The following is a 17,382-nucleotide window of genomic DNA, read 5'->3' on the forward strand; positions in this document are numbered from 1 at the left end:
ATCGAGCGTTCATTGTTAAGAGAGCCATTGCAAGTAACGGCTCTACCGCTCTCACCTGGCTGGACAGGCGATAACGGTTCCTTGGCAGTCGTCTAAGCTTTCAGCGATCCCATGAGAGTGTGTACATTCGCCGCAACCACATCCGTGATGTGATGCGTGACGGGTAAGCTATCAAGTCCCATACCTGCACAGAGGAGCATCAGGTATAAAATGGAATATTTAAAGACCGATCGCGCAACCGCCAAATCGGACGGTGTTTGCATAAGCTGCCATGCCTTTTGAACGAAAACGCCGCCCAGCAGCAAGGCAATGCCAGCGTATACGGTTCCCATCACATGCAGTGGGTAAACAAGCAGCAAGGTGACTGGGATCAATGCCAGCGTGTAGTAGAAAATCTGGCGGGCAGTCGGTTCATTGCCAACGACAACAGGCAACATGGGCACACCCACTTTGGCATAGTCTTCTCGAATCAAGACTGCCAGTGCCCAGAAGTGCGGAGGTGTCCAAAAAAAGATAATGGCAAACAGCACCCACGCTGCCCAGCTCAAATCACCCGTGACGGCTGCCCAGCCAACCAGCGGTGGAATCGCCCCAGCAGCACCCCCAATCACAATGTTAAGTGTGCTGTGCCGCTTGAGCCAATGGGTGTAAATCAGCACATAGAAGACGATACCGGACATCGCAAGGCAAGCGCTCAACAAGTTGGCAAAAACAGTCAACAGCGTGAACGAAAGCGTTGCAAGGGCGATCGCAAAAATCAGCGCATCACGTGGTTGGATTCGTCCCGACGGCAGGGGGCGATGACGAGTTCGCTCCATGATGTAATCGATGTCGCGATCGTAGAAGCAATTGATGGTATTAGCTGCCCCAGCAGCGCAGGCACCGCTGAACAATGTCACCAGCAAGAGAACGGGGTTTACTTCACCTTCTGCCGCAATCCACATGCCTCCAGCCGTTGTAATCAACAGCAGCAAAATAATGCGAGGCTTGGTGAGTTGGTAGTAGCTTTGGAGAACCTGTAAGATGTTCTCGTGTTGGCGGGAAATACCAGTTAAGACAGTTTCTTGCATTCGCCCTTTCCTAAAGAAGACAAACTGAATAAAGACAGACTAGAACTGGAGTTGTAAGTGAGGCGACGCTCACCCGTGTGGTTTGACAGAGCCTCGTTCGCTTGATCCCACTCCATCAACCTCAAGTCAAGTCAGGCAGGTTGCCCATTGGTGCGATCGCTGGGGAACGTATCAGCGATCGCCGAGGGTACCGACGCGGAGGACGATTCATCAACGACAACTGACGATCCGTCACGCAGTGCCAATACTGTAAACGTGACCAACGTGCCCAGTAACGCAGCGCCGATCGCCTGATGCGAGACAGTCAGTGGCTCCACTTGCAGCCTTAGCTTAAACGTCGCCACTCCCAAAAGAATTTGAAGTAGCACTAAGCCGCTGGCTACGCTTGCCAGCTTCCGCAATGTGGGATGGAGTGCTGGAGTTCGCCATGCTAAAAAAACCAGCGTTAGCGTTGCCAGCGTCGGTGGTACTACGCCTGCAAGATGGCTATGCATCACCAGACACAGACCAGAATCATTGAGGCATTGATGTAGCGCCCACCGGGATGCCACCAACGCACCCAGAATACTTTGTACATAGACCAGGAGTGCCGCCGAGAGACCAACCCAGGGCAGCTTACCAGCCGTGCCCATCCCCTGGTAAGGCATGAGGGCAACGCCGATCGCCAGTAGCGTCACAAAAAAGAGGAGCGCCGTTCCCAGATGAGCAGTGACGATATCAAAACGGAGTAGTTCGGTAACAGTCAGCGCACCGAGCAGCCCCTGAGTAACGACCAGTACTAACGCAAACGTGGTTGCCCAGGGTGTCCAGCCAGGTAATGAGCGACGGTACCACCAGGCAGTGGCTGCAAGGGCGATCGCAAATAAGCCCATTGACGATGCCGTTAAGCGGTGAAACCACTCCAAAAAAACCTGAAAATTCATTTGCTGTCGGGGTACCAGTTCGCCGTAGCAAAGGGGCCAGTCAGGGCAGGCAAGACCCGCGTTCATGACGCGCGTAGCACTACCCAGAGCCATAAGAAACAGCGTTTCTGCCGCCATCGCCAGGGCAAAGCGGCTCACCCGCGATCGGGGTCGAGATGACTCAACAGCAGATTGATGGAAGATAGCATCAGCCATCGGCTTATCCTTGAAAATCACAAGTTCAACGCGGCGAAATGAAACTCAAGAGTGACTATACACTCCAAACCTAGCACTACATTCTCAAATGCGGGTTTGTTTCGCCTTTTGCTCTTACTTTAATGAGGCTGTTACGTTTGCCCTAACCCCTTTGGAATTTCTTTGGATTACGTCGCGTTTGCACCACCACCGTTGCAGAAAACCAGACTATAGAATAGAGCAGTGGCTTAGACAGAATAAAGCAGTGGCTTAGACAGAATAGAGCAGTGGCTTAGACAGAATAGAGCAGTGGCTTAGACGGTGTCCTGAATGTGCTCAAATTGGTGTACGTGACTCTGCGCTTTTCTTGGTGCTGGAGCCGCTCCACTAGCTCACTAAATTGGGAATGCGTTGCAAACCAACAGCAATCCTGAAGAAATCTATAAGGATAGTCAATAACCGCTCCATTTTTGAGGGCACTGCTTTACCTTGTAGAGAGGCAGATCTAACGATCTATAGAGGCAGCAAGCTGCTTCCTACCGTCTGCCCTTTCTTGAGACTCATTCTGTTCCTTCCGAACGGTGGCTTCTCTCTTGCGATCGCTATTGTTTAGGCGAACTTGAATTGTGAATATCCCAAGCTCCATTACCACGATGCTAGCTGGCATCCTACTGACTCTTGTTAGTGTCTGGGTCGGTCAAAACCACGGTTTGATGCCTGTCGAAGCGTCCGAAGCAGCCCCCCTGATTGATGGGCTGTTTGACACGATGATGACGATCGGTACAGGTCTCTTTTTGCTCGTGATGGGCGTAATTCTGGTAGCGGTATTCAAATTTCGCCGTCAGCCAGGTGATGAAACAGATGGGTCGCCCGTTCATGGCAATATTCCGCTAGAGATTCTTTGGACATCGATTCCAGCGGTCATTGTTTTAGGCTTGGCGATCTACAGCTTCGAGGTTTACACCCAGATCGGTGGCTTAAACCCAATGGAGCATTCCGTCGCGCATGGGCAGCCAACGCATCAAATGGCGATGTCTGGTGCCGCGATCGCAGCGCCTTTGCCGTCTGGCTCCACTGATGACACGCTAGTAGCAGCTTCAACAGAGACACCTCAGGCTGAAGCAGCGATCCCCGGTGGCGTGACCACTAACGAAGATGGTTCGCGGACAGCAACGACTCCCGGTGTGGGAGCGATGCCTCAGCAGAACCCCCTCCAACCCTTTGTGATTCAGGCAAATGGTCTGCAGTATGCTTGGATTTTTACCTACCCTGATAGTGGGGTAGTCGCAGGTGAGCTTCATGTTCCAGTCGGGCGCGACGTGCTGCTGAATATTTCTGCCAGTGACGTGCTGCACGCGTTTTGGGTGCCAGAGTTTCGGTTGAAGCAAGATGCAGTACCTGGTCAACCGACTGAACTTCGATTCACACCTAACCGCATTGGGGAGTATCCCGTTATCTGTGCTGAACTCTGTGGTCCGTATCACGGTGCTATGCGAACGAAAGTGATTGCGGAATCGCCCGCTGACTTTGATGCTTGGGTTAACGAGCAGAAGGTTGCCAGTGCCGAAGGACTGGAGCAGACGATCGCGCTCAACCCTGCTGACAAAACGCCTGATGAGTTCTTGGCTCCCTATGCCGATCGCATCGGTATTGATCCCAGCCTGCTACACCAGCTCCACTCTCCGTCTGAACACGCGTCTTCCGCAAGCTAATCGTCGATCGAGGGGTTAGCGCCATTACCTGAAAAAGCAACAAGCGATGAGCCGATCGCAATGGATTTATTCTTATGACCCAAGCACAGCTACAAGAAACCGCCAACCTTCCTGCTCATGGTGCCGAGCCGAATGAGCAAAACTGGCGGACTTACTTTAGCTTCAGTACAGACCACAAGGTAATTGGAATTCAATACCTGGTTACGACGTTTGTTTTTTACCTGATTGGCGGCGCTCTAGCAACCGCTGTTCGTACAGAACTGGCAACCCCTGAAGTAGACTTCGTCAGTCGAGAGGTTTACAACAGTCTCTTTACAGTTCATGCCACAGTGATGATCTTCCTGTGGATTGTGCCTGCGACAACGGGTGGCTTTGGCAACTACCTGGTGCCACTGCTGATTGGGGCACGGGATATGGCGTTTCCAAGGCTAAACGCCCTTGCCTTTTGGATGATTCCTCCTGCGGGCATCTTATTACTTTGCAGTTTTTTTGTGGGTGCGCCCGGTGCTGGCTGGACATCCTATCCACCGCTAAGTCTGGTAACCGATCAGGCAGGCGAGGCAATCTGGATTCTGAGCGTCTTGATACTGGGTACATCGTCAATTCTGGCAGCGATTAATTTTATCGCAACCATTTTCAAGATGCGGATCGCGGGCATGGGGTTCAACCAGATGCCGTTGTTTTGCTGGGCAATGCTGGCAACCTCGACACTGGCGCTCTTAGCGACTCCTGTACTCGCTGGCGCACTGATTTTGCTTGCGTTCGACTTGCTGGTAGGTACGTCATTTTTCAATCCAACAGGTGGTGGCAACCCGATCGTCTACCAGCACATGTTCTGGTTTTACTCGCATCCGGCGGTTTACATCATGATCCTGCCTGTCTTTGGCATGATCTCTGAGATTCTGCCCGTACATGCCCGTAAGCCGATTTTTGGCTACAAGGCGATCGCCTATTCCAGCCTTGCTATTTGCTTCTTGGGGCTAATTGTCTGGGCACACCATATGTTTACCAGTGGCACTCCACCCTGGTTGCGGATGTTCTTTATGATCACGACGATGGTCATTGCTGTGCCAACGGGGATCAAAGTGTTCAGTTGGCTGGCGACGATTTGGGGCGGCAAACTGCGCCTCAATAGTGCCATGCTGTTTGCGCTTGGGTTTCTATCGATGTTCGTGATTGGTGGCATCAGCGGCGTGATGGTTGCTGCGGTACCGTTTGACATTCACGTTCACGATACCTATTTCATCGTGGCGCACATCCACTACGTCTTGTTCGGCGGCAGTGTCTTTGGTCTTTACGCCGGGTTCTACCACTGGTTCCCCAAAATGACCGGACGTATGCTGAACGAAACCTGGGGACAGGTTCACTTTTGGCTGAATCTGATTGGCTTCAACCTGGCGTTCTTGCCCATGCACAAGTTAGGGCTGGAGGGCATGAATCGCCGGATTGCGGAATACGAACCCAGATTCGCGTTCCTGAACCTCATTTGCTCGATCGGTGCCTACATTCTGGCTGTTTCGACGATTCCCTTCATCGTCAACGCAATTTGGAGCTGGATGTATGGACCGAAAGCGGGCGATAACCCGTGGAAAGGGCTAACGCTAGAGTGGATGACCAGTTCGCCACCACCTGTCGAAAACTTTGCAGCCGATCCAGTCTTGGCAACAGGTCCTTATGACTACGGGTTTGGCGATCGTGCGACTCCCGTTGATGTACCGTTTTCTGACTCGCAAGATCCGGTGCTGGCAGCGGGTCCCAATTCAGTGCTGAGAGCTGAACCTGATCCGGCTGTAGCGGTGTCTCAAGACGATCGTCATGAGTGATCGCCCTCAGACTGTAAAGAAAACGAAGGGCTAACGGCTAAAAACCAACAATCAACGACTCTTTACTATGACAGGCTCCACTCTCGACTCGACTAAAACGATTCTTAATCATCACCATACCGAAACCGAAGTTGTCGCTCATCACACTGAGCACCACGACTATCGTCTCTTTGGCATCACTATTTTTTTAATCGCGGAAGCGATGATTTTCCTGGGGCTTTTTACAGCCTATTTGACGTTCCGTTCCGTCGCCCCAAGTTGGCCCCCTGAAGGCACACCAAAGCTAGAGCTATTGCTGCCAGGGATCAACACCATCATTCTGATTTCTAGCAGTTTTATCATTCACAATGCGGATACTGCTATCAAGAAGAACGACGTGAAGGGCTTGCAGAAGTGGTTTGCGATCACGGCTGCAATGGGAGCCATCTTTCTGGTGGGTCAGCTATACGAATATTTCCACCTAGAGTTTGGGCTGAAGACAAATCTGTTTGCCAGTACGTTCTATGTCCTGACTGGTTTTCACGGTTTACACGTAGCCTTTGGACTGGTGCTCATCTTGGCAGTGCTATGGCGATCGCTCAAGCAAGGTCATTACAGCAACGAAAAGCATTTTGGCGTTGAAGCCGCTGAAATTTACTGGCACTTTGTTGATGTCGTTTGGATTTTCCTTTTCTTATTGCTCTACATTCTTTGAGCGATCAAGCTTGAGCCAATCTGCAAACGCGAGATGTACAAAAAAGGGGAGACATTGAATGTCCCCCCTTTTGCATTGAAATGTTGTGTGTTCGTAGGGACGTTATGCGTAACTTCCTCACGAAAACATAATATTTTCGCTGCTTTTACTTAATCGCTACTTTCGCGCCAGCTTCTTCCAACTGCTTTTTGGCATCTTCGGCATCACTTTTGGCAACGCCTTCCTTAACCGCTTTGGGTGCTGCTTCCACAAGGTCTTTTGCCTCTTTTAGTCCCAAACCTGTCAGCGTCCGCACGACCTTCAGAATTGAGATCTTCTTGTCAGCCGGATACTCTTCCAACACGACATCGAACTCAGTCTGTTCTTCAACTTCTTCAGCCGGAGCCGCTGCCGCACCCGGAGCCGCCATCATCATACCGCCTGCTGGAGCCGCGGCACTAACGCCAAAAGCTTCCTCAATTTGCTTCACTAGTTCCGACGCTTCCAGTAGTGATAGCGTTTTTAGCTTTTCCAAAATTTCATCGGTTGTTACAGACATTTGTTGTCTCCTAAGTTGTTGGTTCTTGGTTGTTGGTCGTTAGCTTTTAGTGTTAGAAATCATGGTCTAAAAACTAAAAGCTGATCACTAAAAACTGCTTCAAGCAGCTTCTTTGTCTTTGTCGGCAACTGCTTGAATCGCACGAGCCAAAGATGAGGGCACTTGGTTGATCCCGATCGCCAATTTCGCTGCTACGCCATTGATCGCTCCAGCGATTTGCGCGATGAGCTGCTCCTTCGATGGGAGGTCAGCGATCGCCTTGACATCGGCTTCAGTTAACGCTCGTCCTTCCATTACGCCACCGCGAAGCTCTGTCTTCTTGGTGGCTTTTTGGAAATCCTGGTACGCTTTCAACGCTCCGGCAACATCATCTTTGATCAGCAAAAATGCCGTTGATTCTGATAGCAAACTCGTCATTGGCTCCCACGTTGGGTTGCCTTCGACAGCAATTCGCATCAAGGTATTTTTAGTGACCTTACAGGTTGCACCAGTTGGCAAAAGCCGTTTCCGTAGGTCTGTAATTTCGGCAACCGTCAGACCCTGATAGTTAATTAAAACTGCCAGTTGGGATGTACTCAACGTTTCTTTGAGCTCAGCGACGATCGCCTTCTTACCCTCTAATGTTCTACCCATGTATCTCACCTCCTTTAAATGGGTGGTTGTACTATCCAGCGTTGCGCATCAGTCTTAAAGCGACAAAGCTAGAATTAAAAAACCCCGGACAAAAAGCCGGGGTTACGCTGTAGATTTTTCAAGCACGTCGAACAAAGTGACATGTCATAAAAAACTACAAAACGAAAACCTAAGCAGGAAATTAAGCTTCTAAGCGCCTGCTGTCTCTGGCTTTGCTATTAAGGTATTGGTGGCGGACTTTTCGTAATTAGGGTAATGGTGTTACGACTGTAGCGGTCTGCAATGTTTAAGCCACTGAATCCATCAGTTTAACAACTAACGGCTCACAACGAAAGTTTTATGCCGCTTCTCCAAACTTTAAGTCTCGTAGCAAGCTAACATCGACTTCAATCGAAGGTCCCATTGTGGCAGAAACGTAGACTGTGCGCCAGTAGCGACCCTTGGCACCAGAAGGTCGGTTGCGATCGATCGTCTCTTGCAGCGCCTTCAAATTGACCAGTAGGTCAGCCGCTGGGAACGTTGCCTTGCCAAACATGACGTGAACAATGCCTGTCTTATCTGCCCGAAACTCTAGCTTACCTGCTTTGAATTCGGCGATCGCTTGAGGCAAATCAAACGTGACCGTCCCACCTTTGGGCGATGGCATCAAACCACGTGGACCCAGCAGCTTACCTAGCTTTGCTACTTGGGGCATCATATCTGGCGTGGCGATGAGCAAATCAAAGTCCATCGACCCCTTCTGAATCTCAGCGATTAGTTCTTCTGAGCCAGCCAAATCTGCGCCTGCATTGGTTGCCTCGGTCACTTTCTCACCGCGAGCAATCACAGCAACGCGAATAGACTGTCCTGTACCCTTGGGTAAGGCGACAGTTGTTCTCAACTGTTGATCAGCGTACTTGGGATCAATGCCTAAACGAATGTGCGCTTCTGCCGATTCGGCAAATTTGGCGGTTGCTGTTTCCCTAAGCAGATTTAACGCCTCTAACGGTTCGTAAGGGCGCTCCTCAACTTTCTTTTGCAGTTCTTGCAGTCTTCGAGATACTTTTGCCATCGGTTCTCCTGGGGTATTAACGAAGCGTTGCCTCTTCCCCGCTATTGGTTTACAAGTTAGCTATCTGAGCTAAGTCAGAAAGCTTAGACTAGAGCGTTTAGCATCTGAGCTTTAGGCTTAGCGCTTTAGCTCCGATCGCTCAATACTCTACTCTTTAACGGTTACACCCATATTACGGGCAGTACCCTCAACAATCCGCATCGCTGCCTCGATATCGTTTGCATTCAAGTCAGGCAATTTCGCCTGAGCAATTTCCTGCAGCTGAGAACGAGTAATAGAACCCACCTTCTTACGATTTGCCTCGCCAGAACCACGCTCGATACCTGCCGCTTTGGCAATCAACTTTGACGCAGGGGGTGTTTTAAGGATAAACGTAAAACTGCGGTCTTCATAAACCGAAATTTCGACCGGTACAACCATGCCTGCCTGATCAGCCGTTCTAGCATTATATTCTTTACAGAACATCATGATATTGACCCCATGCTGACCAAGCGCAGGACCGATTGGAGGGGCTGGGTTTGCTTTTCCAGCGGTGATTGCCAACTTAATGACTGCAGCAACTTTCTTTGCCATTGACTCTACTAGCTCTCTTTCTGAATCTGATTAAACTCCAACTCCACCGGTGTGTCTCGCCCAAAAATGGAAAGCAGCGCCTTGAGTTTACTGCGTTCAGGACTGACCTCGATCACCTCACCTTCAAAGTCCTTAAAGGGACCAGAAAGCACCAAAATCTTGTCGCCGGGAGCCATGTCAATCTTGACAACGGGTTCCTGTTCTTGAGCTTGCTTAAAGATGCGCTCAACTTCTGCATTGCCCAGCGGCAAGGGTTTCACGTGTCCTCGCCCGCGACCGTATCGACGCTTTTGCTCAGCGCCCACAAAGTTGATCACATTGGGCGTGTTTTTAACCACCTGCCATGTATCATCATCCATCAGCATGTTGACAAGCACATAGCCAGGAAATACTTTTTCTTCTGTGTTCTGACGGCTACCGTCCTTGCGAAGCTTGATTGCTGGAGTCTGAGGAATTTCAATCTGGAAGATGCGATTGGCAACATCTAACGTCTCAATACGCTGTTCCAGGTTAGCCTTGACGCGTTTCTCGCAGCCGGAAGCGACCTGAACAGCATACCAGCGACCGTTTTGAGAGGACGCTTCGTCCGAAGCCTCCTCAGCGTCAATTTGCGCCAAGTTTTGTTGAGATTCGTCCCTTGCAAAAGTCATCCAAACACCTGCTTAGATCCCCAAGCAAATAAATTATCAATGAGATAAATCAATGTTGCGGAAAGGATCACCATCAAAATGACAGCGATCGACTCGCTGATTAGCTGCTGGCGGCTGGGCCAGACAACCTTATCCAGCTCATCCTTCGTTTCTTGCAAAAAGGTTGAAACCGCAAATCCTGGCTTTGCTTCCTGTAACTCAATTTCGTCCTTTTTCGCCATGGCTTCATCCCCTCTCATTCAGTGCAGCTTTGATGTATCACTCTCCTACACCTGGGTGGGCGCTAGGATTAGTTAAAAGGTGGCGATCGCTCTACCAATGTAGCTCAGTTTCACTAGAGGTTTGCGCTGTTGCAAGAAACCTGCGCTGAGCAATCACGCCTAGACCGACAAGGCACCTAACGACAATTGTCAAAGTGACGCAGAGGTGCCTTACAGTTGATCTTGCATGGCACTGTTTTTGCCGTTGAGTAAGCGCGCCCTGGAGGACTTGAACCCCCGACATCAGGTTTTGGAGACCTGCGTTCTACCAACTGAACTAAGAGCGCTCGTGCTCCGATCGCTAACGTTAGCATTCTCAGTCTATCAGTTGACTGCACGTTTTTAGTGATTGGGGCAAGACAACTGATTGAACAGATTCGCCGCCAACCACCAAGAGCTGCAATTTACTGAAGAGGGCGGTCAAACCGTTGCTTCAGACGAGTTGCTTTACCAATACGATCGCGTAGGTAGTAAAGCTTGGCGCGACGTACCTTCGCTCGACGCAGCACTTTAATGCTTTCGATACGAGGCGAATGGATCAAGAAGACCCGCTCTACACCAACGCCCTGAAAGGTCTTGCGAACCGTGATGTTTTGATTGATGCCAGCGCCGCGACGAGCGATGATCACGCCCTCGTAAGGCTGTGTTCGTTCTTTACCGCCCTCTTGAATGATGACACCGACTTTAACCGTGTCGCCAATGTAGAGAGTCGGCAAATTTGACTTCATTTGCTCCGCTTCAATGGAGCGGATAATTTCTTGGGCGTGCATAGATTTGGCGAAAACTCACAGTCTACAATCGTAGCTTACAAACATTCTTTAAGTCTAGAGGAAACGGCAAATTGGTTGGAATGCAGTTTCGGTATCCACCAGCTAAGACCTTATCCCAACACAAATCTTTTGTGCAGCAGTGCTCATGGTTAGATTTTGGCGGCGCTCTTTTCACAGATGCCCCCGTGGAGGATTGAATTCTTAGCTGTATTTGTTGGAAAGTATTGTGTCTGGCTTACGTGGTCTGACTCGCTGACGGCTCTTGGCTGGCTGGGTTGCTCTAGACTGTCTGGCTATTCAATTTTCTACTACTAAGAGGATATTGTTTTGATGATAGTCGAAGCTGGTTCTCCATATCTCTATCGATTGCCTGCCCAACTATGGCGATCGGTCATGCCCTATCACTTGGCTCTGCATATTCCAGACGGATTTCTGAGCCTGCCAGTTAGTTTGGTGACCTGGGTGATGGCGATCGCCTTGATCGCAGTGTCGCTCCAGCGGGTGCAATCTGAATATAAGGATCGGGCGGTACCCTTGATGGGTGTTTGTGCTGCATTCATTTTTGCCGCTCAGATGATCAATTTTCCCATTCCCGGTGGCACGTCAGGGCACTTGCTAGGCGGTACGCTGGCGGGTGCGCTGCTGGGACCATGGGCAGGATCACTCGTCATGGCGGTCGTGTTTTTCGTTCAAGCAAGTCTGTTTCAGGATGGCGGCTTGACTGTTCTTGGTGCAAACGTCTTTAACATGGGGCTGATTGGCACCTTTGGCGGTTACTATCTGTATCGATCGATTCGCTTTGCGCTGGGACGGAACTCTGTGGGCAAGACAATGATTGCAGTCGCGATCGCCGCTTGGGTCAGTGTTGTCGTGGCTGCAATTGCGACTGCAATCCAACTTGCCTTGTCTGGTACTGTGCCATTTGCTGTGGCTCTGACAGCGATGACATTTTGGCACGTCCTGATTGGGATCGGTGAGGCGATCATTTCTGTAACAACGGTTAGCTTCATCTGGCGATCGCGTCCTGACTTACTCTACGATCCACCACGTAGAGCGCGATCGTTGGCTTCAGAATCACTCTTACCTCGTTAAGTAACTCGATCAGACACTCAACATCTCAAAGGTAATAAGGTTTGTCCGTTATGAGCAGCCCTCTCTATCAGCAGCGCAATCGCGCTTTTATCGTGACTGGCTTAGGTATTGCGCTTCTAATTGCAATTTTTTTGTCGCCGTTCGCCAGTAAAGATCCCGATGGTCTTGATCGCGTTTCTGAAGACCTCAAATTTGGCGAGAAGGCGCTGGAAGAGCAGCCTGCTCAGAAACTACCGTTCTATGCCCTTTTTGACGAGTATGCCGTTAGAGGAGTGCCTGAGCAGATTGCTACGCCCCTTGCAGGTTTAGCCGGAACGCTAGTGACCTTTGGGCTTGCATGGGGAGCAGGAAAGCTGTTGGTGCGTAAGCCTGGTCTTCCCCCGGAAGATTCGCTTTCAGAAAAGTAATGATTTGCTGTCGGCGCTATTTCACCTGAAGGACGGCATGGATGCTTTTGCACATTGGTGCCTTTCATCTCGACGTTGATAGCCAGCAAGATTCGCCCTGGCATAAGCTTGTGCCCAAAACTCGCGTTTTGTGTACGCTGCTGCTGCTGTTTGCGATCGCCCTCACACCCAACGGACGCTGGTGGACTTGGGCAATCTACATGGTTGGTGTTGGTACGATCGTTTTGCTTAGCCGCGCTACGCTGTCGGTTCTCTTCAAGCGGGTGGCGGTCGAATCAGTGTTTATCAGTGTTGTTTTGCTGGGCACTCTGTTCCGTGGTGGTGGTGTCGTGCTATGGCATTGGGGCTGGCTACAGATCACGACAGAGGGGCTATGGGTGTTGGGCAGTGTGGCGACTAAAGCGCTGCTGTCACTGTTGGTAGCCAATCTTTTGGTGCTGACGACCTCAGTGCCAGAGCTGCTCCACGCGCTGACCGTGTTACGAATGCCGCCGCTGTTGGTAGCGATTTTAGCTTCAATGTACCGTTACGTTGCCGTTCTGGTCGGGGAGTTTCAGTCGATGCAGCGAGCGGCACTGTCCCGCAACTTAATGGGGAATCAGCGCTGGCAGCGACTGGTGATTGGCAACATGTTTGGCTCTTTATTTATCCGTACCCTGGAGCGAGGTGAGCGGGTGCATCAGGCGATGCTGTCTCGTGGTTACGAGGGCTTGCCGCCTGCAACAACTTCAGCGTCCGGCGATCGTCGTGATGTGATTGCTTTAACGCTCACTGTCGTTTTAACGCTGCTAGGGCAGGGTGTTTATCTCTTTTCGATCGTTTAAGCTGCTTAATAGTTTAATTTGCGGCATACATGCACCATAATCCCATTGACATCCGTAATTTGAGCTATGCCTATCCTGACGAAACGCAGGCGTTGAAGGCGATCAATCTTTCGATCAAGGCAACTGAACGAGTCGCTCTCGTAGGGGCAAATGGCTCTGGTAAATCGACGCTGTTGCTGCACTTTAACGGTCTTTTGCTCCCTCAAACAGGCGCGATCGTGGTGGGTGAACTGGCGATGGAACCCCAAAATTTGAAAGCCATTCGTAACTTTGTGGGTCTGGTCTTTCAAAATCCAGATGATCAGTTGTTTATGCCAACTGTCTGGGAAGATGTGACGTTTGGTCCGCTCAATCAGGGTATCAAGGGACATGAGTTGGAACATCGAGCCGCAGCGGCAATGAAAGCAGTGTGCTTAGACCCGACGTACTATGGACCTCGAAATGCCAATAACTTATCAGGCGGTGAGAAGAAGCGGGTGGCGATCGCAGGCGTTCTCGCCATGCAGCCGCAAGTACTGATTCTGGACGAACCGTCCGCTCAACTTGATCCCCGTTGTCGCCGCGAACTCATTTATCTGTTAGATAGCCTGCCGCTGACGCAGTTGATCGCTACCCACGATTTGGATTTAGCGCTGGAATTGTGCGATCGTACCGTTGTGCTCAGCCAGGGCAGTATCGTGTTTGATGGCGCTACTGAGCGTATTCTCAGTGACTCTCAGCTACTAGAAAGCTATGCACTGGAGCTACCGTTGAGCTACAGTCGCCCCTATTGCCAGCTTGACCATGCGCCAGCAGCTTGAACGTGAGTGCTGGGTTTGATCATCAGCCTCACACGGCTGTCCCTTTTCTGCCATAGCGAATGAATTAGATTGAGAGCAGGCAAAGTCGCCTTGCTTCACTTGCTACGATAGAACCTACACGCCGATCGTTTGAACGCTTGCTCCCCGATTTCTCCCGCAAACGAGGAATCTTGTTAAGCCCCCTGTTTGTTTCTGCGGAGAGCTGTCATAGCACGAGGAGATCTCGTTTACGTCAGTCCACCCCGTCATCTTTTTAGAGTTTGTCCGCACACCTTATGCCTCTTTCTACACTTCTTCGCCGTTACGGTCTACCCAGCCTACTGTTTGGTCTTTGCCTGGGTCTTGTGCTGCTGTCGGGTATGCCTGCTACGAGTCAAGCGGCAGTACCCAGCGCTGTTACCGTCCAAAATAGTACTGCTCAAAATAGCCCGACTGCTCAAAATAGCCTGTCACCGAAGCCACAGCCGTCCACCAAGCTGCCTTCGGACGCATTGACGGCAACGGTTCGCAAAACGGTTTTAGAAAATGGACTGACTGTATTAACGAAAGAAGTCAACACAGCTCCGGTGGTCACGGTGCAGGTTTGGTATCGCGTTGGGTCACGAAACGAAACCCCTGGTATCAATGGCATTGCTCACCAGCTAGAGCATTTACTGTTTAAGGGGACGAAGGAGCGACCGATTCAGTTCGGACGCTTTTTCAGCGCGTTGGGCAGCGATTCAAATGCGTTTACTAGCTATGACGAAACTGCTTACTTTGGCACAGTGGAGCAAGATAAGCTGAAGGCGCTGCTGGTCTTGGAAGCCGATCGCATGAACAACTCGTTGATTGACGAACAGCAACTTACCAGCGAAAAGCGCGTAGTGATTTCCGAATTACAGGGATATGAAAACAATCCCAGCTACCGCTTAGGGCGATCGGTGATGAAGGCAGCCTTTCCAAATAATCCGTATGGCTTGCCTGTCGGTGGTACAAAAGCAGATGTGCAGAGCTTTACAGTAAAGCAAGTGCGAGACTACTACCGCACGTTTTACAGACCCGATAACGCAACGCTAGTCATTGTTGGTAATTTCAAGACCGAGCCAACCCTGGCAGCCGTAAAAGAGACGTTCGGCAAAGTCTCTAAAGGCACTGGTGCGGTGCCAGGTTTGAAGACAGCAAGTTCGTCAACAGCAGTCAGCACACCTAAAGCTCCGATCGTGCTGAAAGAACCGGGTAGTGCCTCGTTACTGAACGAAGTGTATCCGTTACCCAAAGTGGATCATCCCGATGTGCCAGCGTTGCAGGTGATGGACTACATTCTTACCGGTGGGCGCAGTTCGCGGCTCTATCAGGCGCTTGTAGAGTCTGGACTGGCAAGTGATGCGGGCGGCTATGCGGCTAATCTGATTGGTGCTGGCTGGTATGAACTTTCTGTGACAGCCGCTCCCGGTAAAGAACTATCACAGATTGACACGGCGCTTCAGAAAACCCTCGCGGCTTTGCGCGATCAGGGTGTCACCCAGGAAGAGTTAGAGCGCGCAAAAACTCAATTCAAGGCGTCGATCGCGCTGCGCAATCGAGATATCACCAGTCAGGCACAGCAACTAGGCGACGATCAAACGTCTACAGGCGACTATCAGTTTAGCGATCGCCTGCAAGCTGCGATCGCCACTGTCACTCCAGCAGATGTACAACGGGTAGCAAAAACTTACCTCACGCCTGCAAACCGTACCGTTGGCTTCTTTGAACCCACGCAACTGGATGGCAAACCGGGCGCGAGTGCTGGCAACTTCTCGCAGACGACGGAAAACTTCAGTCCTGGTGCTCCGGTTGACCCGGCAGAAGTGGCAAAATATCTGCCCAAAACCACTGCCAGCGATCAACAATCAGCGCAGGCATTGCCCGAAAAGCTCAACCTGGCAAATGGGTTAAGCGTCCTGCTGTTGACCGATCGCAGCACACCAACCGTTACGCTCAGTGGCTACATCAAAGCAGGTACCGCGTTCGACAAAGCCGATACTGCCGGATTGGCGAGTTTGACCGCTGCAAACCTGATGAACGGCACCAAAGCAAACAATGCACTGGCGATCGCCAAAACGCTCGAAAATCGGGGTGCTAGTTTGGGCTTTAGCGCTGGTCGAGAAGGTGTGGCGATCGGTGGCAGCGCTCTGGCGGCAGACCTCCCAACACTCGTAAAAGTGCTGAGTGACGTGTTACAAAACGCCAGTTTCCCTGACGATGAACTGGCACTCAGCCGTCAACGGGCGTTGACCAGTCTCAAACTGGAACTCGATACTCCGGCTCGGTTGGCACGACGTATTTTCCAGCAGACCATCTATCCGGCGAACCATCCCTTCCATAGTTTTCCGACGGAAGCCAGCCTGAAGCAGATTACCCGAGACAATCTGGTGCAGTTTTACCAACAGCACTATCACCCTGATAGCACCTTGCTCGCTCTGGTCGGAGACTTTGATTCAAGCCAGGTGCGTGCACTGCTGAATCAAGAACTTGGCTCCTGGCAAGATCCAACGCAAGACACACCATTGGAATTTCCGAAGGTGCCGTTGCCTCAAACAGTGACGCGCGTCAATCCCGTACTGCCTGGTAAGACACAATCCATTACCTACATTGGCTACAACGGCATCGATCGCAAAGATCCCCGCTACTACACCGCGATTGTGATGAACCAGATTTTAGGTGGCGATACGCTGTCTAGTCGTCTGGGCACCGAAATTCGCGATCGCCAGGGTCTTACCTACGGCATTTATAGTGCGTTTCAAGCTGGCATTGCTTCTGGTCCGTTTATCATCTCCATGCAGACCGCGCCAGAAGATGCTGACAAAGCGATCGCCAGTACCCTTAGCCTTCTCAAGCAGTTCCGCGAAAACGGTGTCACTGAGGCTGAAGTTGCGGCGGCTAAACGATCGCTCACTAGCAGCTACCCTGTAGAGCTTGCCGATCCAGCTAACCTCGCCAGCACGATTGTGATGGATGCGGCGTATGGCTTAGGTACGACCGAGATTCGTGAGTACACTAGCAAGATCAGCGCTGTGACTCTAGCGCAGGTCAACGAGGCAATTCAAAGCCTGCTCTACGCCGATCGAGTGGTTGTGGTCACTGCTGGACCAGGTAACACAGTGCCCAAAAAATAAGTTGTCAAGCTATGCAGAGTTTGACAAAACCGGGTTTCTGCACGTGATTTGAAAGCTCTAAAGGCATCTGCTTGTGGAGAAACCCGGTTTTTGCATCGGCTCCATCTTTCTTATAGACATTCTGCGAGCAGCGATTTAAGTTACTTTAAAAGAGGCAAGTGCTGAGTGCCATAATTCACCAGTGCTTGAAGCTAGGCTCATATGTCTGCATTTGCTTTGACTGAATCTGCACACGCTGGTTCTAACACAGCTCT

General features: G+C 50.9%; 17 protein-coding genes, 1 tRNA gene and 1 other annotated feature. Of the genes, 8 read left to right on the forward strand and 10 right to left on the reverse strand.

All coding sequences use genetic code 11. The features are described from left to right. Nucleotides 1-92: 92 nt before the first annotated feature. Nucleotides 93-1,070, reverse strand: coding sequence for a heme o synthase (locus AC5JO6_RS02295; protein ID WP_496079420.1), 978 nt, complete (start codon nucleotides 1,068-1,070; stop codon nucleotides 93-95). A gap of 131 nt (nucleotides 1,071-1,201) precedes the next feature. Continuing rightward, a complete protein-coding gene (locus tag AC5JO6_RS02300; protein WP_496079421.1) occupies nucleotides 1,202-2,188 on the reverse strand; it encodes a COX15/CtaA family protein in 987 nt (328 codons plus the stop codon). Between the two features lie 632 nt (nucleotides 2,189-2,820). Between AC5JO6_RS02300 and AC5JO6_RS02305 the strand changes: the two genes are divergently transcribed. From AC5JO6_RS02305 to AC5JO6_RS02315, 3 genes are all read left to right on the forward strand, one after another. Next, the gene (locus AC5JO6_RS02305; protein ID WP_496079422.1) at nucleotides 2,821-3,879 is read left to right on the forward strand and encodes a cytochrome c oxidase subunit II; all 1,059 of its coding nucleotides are present in this window, start codon (nucleotides 2,821-2,823) and stop codon (nucleotides 3,877-3,879) included. A 74-nt stretch (nucleotides 3,880-3,953) separates the two neighbouring features. Beyond that, nucleotides 3,954-5,702 (forward strand): cytochrome c oxidase subunit I, encoded by a 1,749-nt coding sequence (gene ctaD, locus AC5JO6_RS02310; RefSeq protein ID WP_496079423.1) that lies wholly within the window; start codon nucleotides 3,954-3,956, stop codon nucleotides 5,700-5,702. Nucleotides 5,703-5,769: 67 nt separating this feature from the next. Then, a complete protein-coding gene (locus AC5JO6_RS02315; RefSeq protein ID WP_496079424.1) occupies nucleotides 5,770-6,396 on the forward strand; it encodes a cytochrome c oxidase subunit 3 in 627 nt (208 codons plus the stop codon). A 145-nt stretch (nucleotides 6,397-6,541) separates the two neighbouring features. Here AC5JO6_RS02315 and rplL read toward each other — a convergent pair whose 3' ends face one another. The 8 genes from rplL to rplS form a co-directional block, all read right to left on the reverse strand. Then, nucleotides 6,542-6,934: a 50S ribosomal protein L7/L12 gene (gene rplL, locus AC5JO6_RS02320; protein ID WP_496079425.1), complete on the reverse strand. Its 393-nt coding sequence runs from the start codon at nucleotides 6,932-6,934 to the stop codon at nucleotides 6,542-6,544. Nucleotides 6,935-7,033: 99 nt separating this feature from the next. Then, nucleotides 7,034-7,567 (reverse strand): 50S ribosomal protein L10, encoded by a 534-nt coding sequence (gene rplJ, locus AC5JO6_RS02325; RefSeq protein ID WP_496079426.1) that lies wholly within the window; start codon nucleotides 7,565-7,567, stop codon nucleotides 7,034-7,036. 66 nt (nucleotides 7,568-7,633) lie between these two features. Beyond that, nucleotides 7,634-7,795: a sequence feature (ribosomal protein L10 leader region), on the reverse strand. 109 nt (nucleotides 7,796-7,904) lie between these two features. Next, on the reverse strand, nucleotides 7,905-8,618 hold the full coding sequence (gene rplA / locus AC5JO6_RS02330; protein WP_496079427.1) for a 50S ribosomal protein L1: 714 nt from the start codon (nucleotides 8,616-8,618) through the stop codon (nucleotides 7,905-7,907). 147 nt (nucleotides 8,619-8,765) lie between these two features. Then, on the reverse strand, nucleotides 8,766-9,191 hold the full coding sequence (gene rplK, locus AC5JO6_RS02335; RefSeq protein WP_496079428.1) for a 50S ribosomal protein L11: 426 nt from the start codon (nucleotides 9,189-9,191) through the stop codon (nucleotides 8,766-8,768). A gap of 8 nt (nucleotides 9,192-9,199) precedes the next feature. Further along, the gene (gene nusG, locus AC5JO6_RS02340; RefSeq protein WP_496079429.1) at nucleotides 9,200-9,841 is read right to left on the reverse strand and encodes a transcription termination/antitermination protein NusG; all 642 of its coding nucleotides are present in this window, start codon (nucleotides 9,839-9,841) and stop codon (nucleotides 9,200-9,202) included. Beyond that, nucleotides 9,838-10,062, reverse strand: a complete 225-nt coding sequence (secE, locus tag AC5JO6_RS02345; protein ID WP_496079430.1) for a preprotein translocase subunit SecE — start codon at nucleotides 10,060-10,062, stop codon at nucleotides 9,838-9,840. Before secE ends, nusG begins: the two co-directional genes overlap by 4 nt. A 253-nt stretch (nucleotides 10,063-10,315) precedes the next feature. Then, nucleotides 10,316-10,388: transfer RNA gene (locus AC5JO6_RS02350), tRNA-Trp, on the reverse strand. Between the two features lie 117 nt (nucleotides 10,389-10,505). Then, nucleotides 10,506-10,871, reverse strand: a complete 366-nt coding sequence (gene rplS / locus AC5JO6_RS02355) for a 50S ribosomal protein L19 (protein ID WP_496079431.1) — start codon at nucleotides 10,869-10,871, stop codon at nucleotides 10,506-10,508. Between the two features lie 393 nt (nucleotides 10,872-11,264). Between rplS and AC5JO6_RS02360 the strand changes: the two genes are divergently transcribed. The 5 genes from AC5JO6_RS02360 (at nucleotide 11,265) to AC5JO6_RS02380 (ending at nucleotide 17,128) form a co-directional block, all read left to right on the forward strand. Beyond that, a complete protein-coding gene (locus AC5JO6_RS02360) occupies nucleotides 11,265-11,963 on the forward strand; it encodes an energy-coupling factor ABC transporter permease (RefSeq protein WP_496079498.1) in 699 nt (232 codons plus the stop codon). A 50-nt stretch (nucleotides 11,964-12,013) separates the two neighbouring features. Further along, the gene (locus AC5JO6_RS02365) at nucleotides 12,014-12,370 is read left to right on the forward strand and encodes a PDGLE domain-containing protein (RefSeq protein ID WP_496079432.1); all 357 of its coding nucleotides are present in this window, start codon (nucleotides 12,014-12,016) and stop codon (nucleotides 12,368-12,370) included. 41 nt (nucleotides 12,371-12,411) lie between these two features. Further along, the gene (cbiQ, locus tag AC5JO6_RS02370) at nucleotides 12,412-13,194 is read left to right on the forward strand and encodes a cobalt ECF transporter T component CbiQ (protein ID WP_496079433.1); all 783 of its coding nucleotides are present in this window, start codon (nucleotides 12,412-12,414) and stop codon (nucleotides 13,192-13,194) included. Nucleotides 13,195-13,223: 29 nt separating this feature from the next. Continuing rightward, on the forward strand, nucleotides 13,224-13,994 hold the full coding sequence (locus tag AC5JO6_RS02375; protein ID WP_496079434.1) for an energy-coupling factor ABC transporter ATP-binding protein: 771 nt from the start codon (nucleotides 13,224-13,226) through the stop codon (nucleotides 13,992-13,994). Between the two features lie 275 nt (nucleotides 13,995-14,269). Continuing rightward, a complete protein-coding gene (locus AC5JO6_RS02380; protein ID WP_496079435.1) occupies nucleotides 14,270-17,128 on the forward strand; it encodes a M16 family metallopeptidase in 2,859 nt (952 codons plus the stop codon). The last annotated feature ends 254 nt before the right edge of the window (nucleotides 17,129-17,382 follow it).

Source organism: Tildeniella sp., from assembly GCF_059505325.1.

What these genes read in the sequence shown, in the direction of transcription:
- cbiQ (WP_496079433.1), top strand. Translation starts at nt 12,412, where the DNA reads ATGCTTTTGCACATTGGTGCCTTTCATCTCGACGTTGATAGCCAGCAA.
- nusG (WP_496079429.1), bottom strand. Translation starts at nt 9,841, where the DNA reads ATGACTTTTGCAAGGGACGAATCTCAACAAAACTTGGCGCAAATTGAC.
- AC5JO6_RS02315 (WP_496079424.1), top strand. Translation starts at nt 5,770, where the DNA reads ATGACAGGCTCCACTCTCGACTCGACTAAAACGATTCTTAATCATCAC.
- AC5JO6_RS02375 (WP_496079434.1), top strand. Translation starts at nt 13,224, where the DNA reads ATGCACCATAATCCCATTGACATCCGTAATTTGAGCTATGCCTATCCT.
- rplL (WP_496079425.1), bottom strand. Translation starts at nt 6,934, where the DNA reads ATGTCTGTAACAACCGATGAAATTTTGGAAAAGCTAAAAACGCTATCA.
- rplK (WP_496079428.1), bottom strand. Translation starts at nt 9,191, where the DNA reads ATGGCAAAGAAAGTTGCTGCAGTCATTAAGTTGGCAATCACCGCTGGA.
- AC5JO6_RS02365 (WP_496079432.1), top strand. Translation starts at nt 12,014, where the DNA reads ATGAGCAGCCCTCTCTATCAGCAGCGCAATCGCGCTTTTATCGTGACT.
- AC5JO6_RS02305 (WP_496079422.1), top strand. Translation starts at nt 2,821, where the DNA reads ATGCTAGCTGGCATCCTACTGACTCTTGTTAGTGTCTGGGTCGGTCAA.
- AC5JO6_RS02360 (WP_496079498.1), top strand. Translation starts at nt 11,265, where the DNA reads ATGCCCTATCACTTGGCTCTGCATATTCCAGACGGATTTCTGAGCCTG.
- rplJ (WP_496079426.1), bottom strand. Translation starts at nt 7,567, where the DNA reads ATGGGTAGAACATTAGAGGGTAAGAAGGCGATCGTCGCTGAGCTCAAA.
- rplS (WP_496079431.1), bottom strand. Translation starts at nt 10,871, where the DNA reads ATGCACGCCCAAGAAATTATCCGCTCCATTGAAGCGGAGCAAATGAAG.
- AC5JO6_RS02295 (WP_496079420.1), bottom strand. Translation starts at nt 1,070, where the DNA reads ATGCAAGAAACTGTCTTAACTGGTATTTCCCGCCAACACGAGAACATC.
- ctaD (WP_496079423.1), top strand. Translation starts at nt 3,954, where the DNA reads ATGACCCAAGCACAGCTACAAGAAACCGCCAACCTTCCTGCTCATGGT.
- secE (WP_496079430.1), bottom strand. Translation starts at nt 10,062, where the DNA reads ATGGCGAAAAAGGACGAAATTGAGTTACAGGAAGCAAAGCCAGGATTT.
- AC5JO6_RS02300 (WP_496079421.1), bottom strand. Translation starts at nt 2,188, where the DNA reads ATGGCTGATGCTATCTTCCATCAATCTGCTGTTGAGTCATCTCGACCC.
- AC5JO6_RS02380 (WP_496079435.1), top strand. Translation starts at nt 14,270, where the DNA reads ATGCCTCTTTCTACACTTCTTCGCCGTTACGGTCTACCCAGCCTACTG.
- rplA (WP_496079427.1), bottom strand. Translation starts at nt 8,618, where the DNA reads ATGGCAAAAGTATCTCGAAGACTGCAAGAACTGCAAAAGAAAGTTGAG.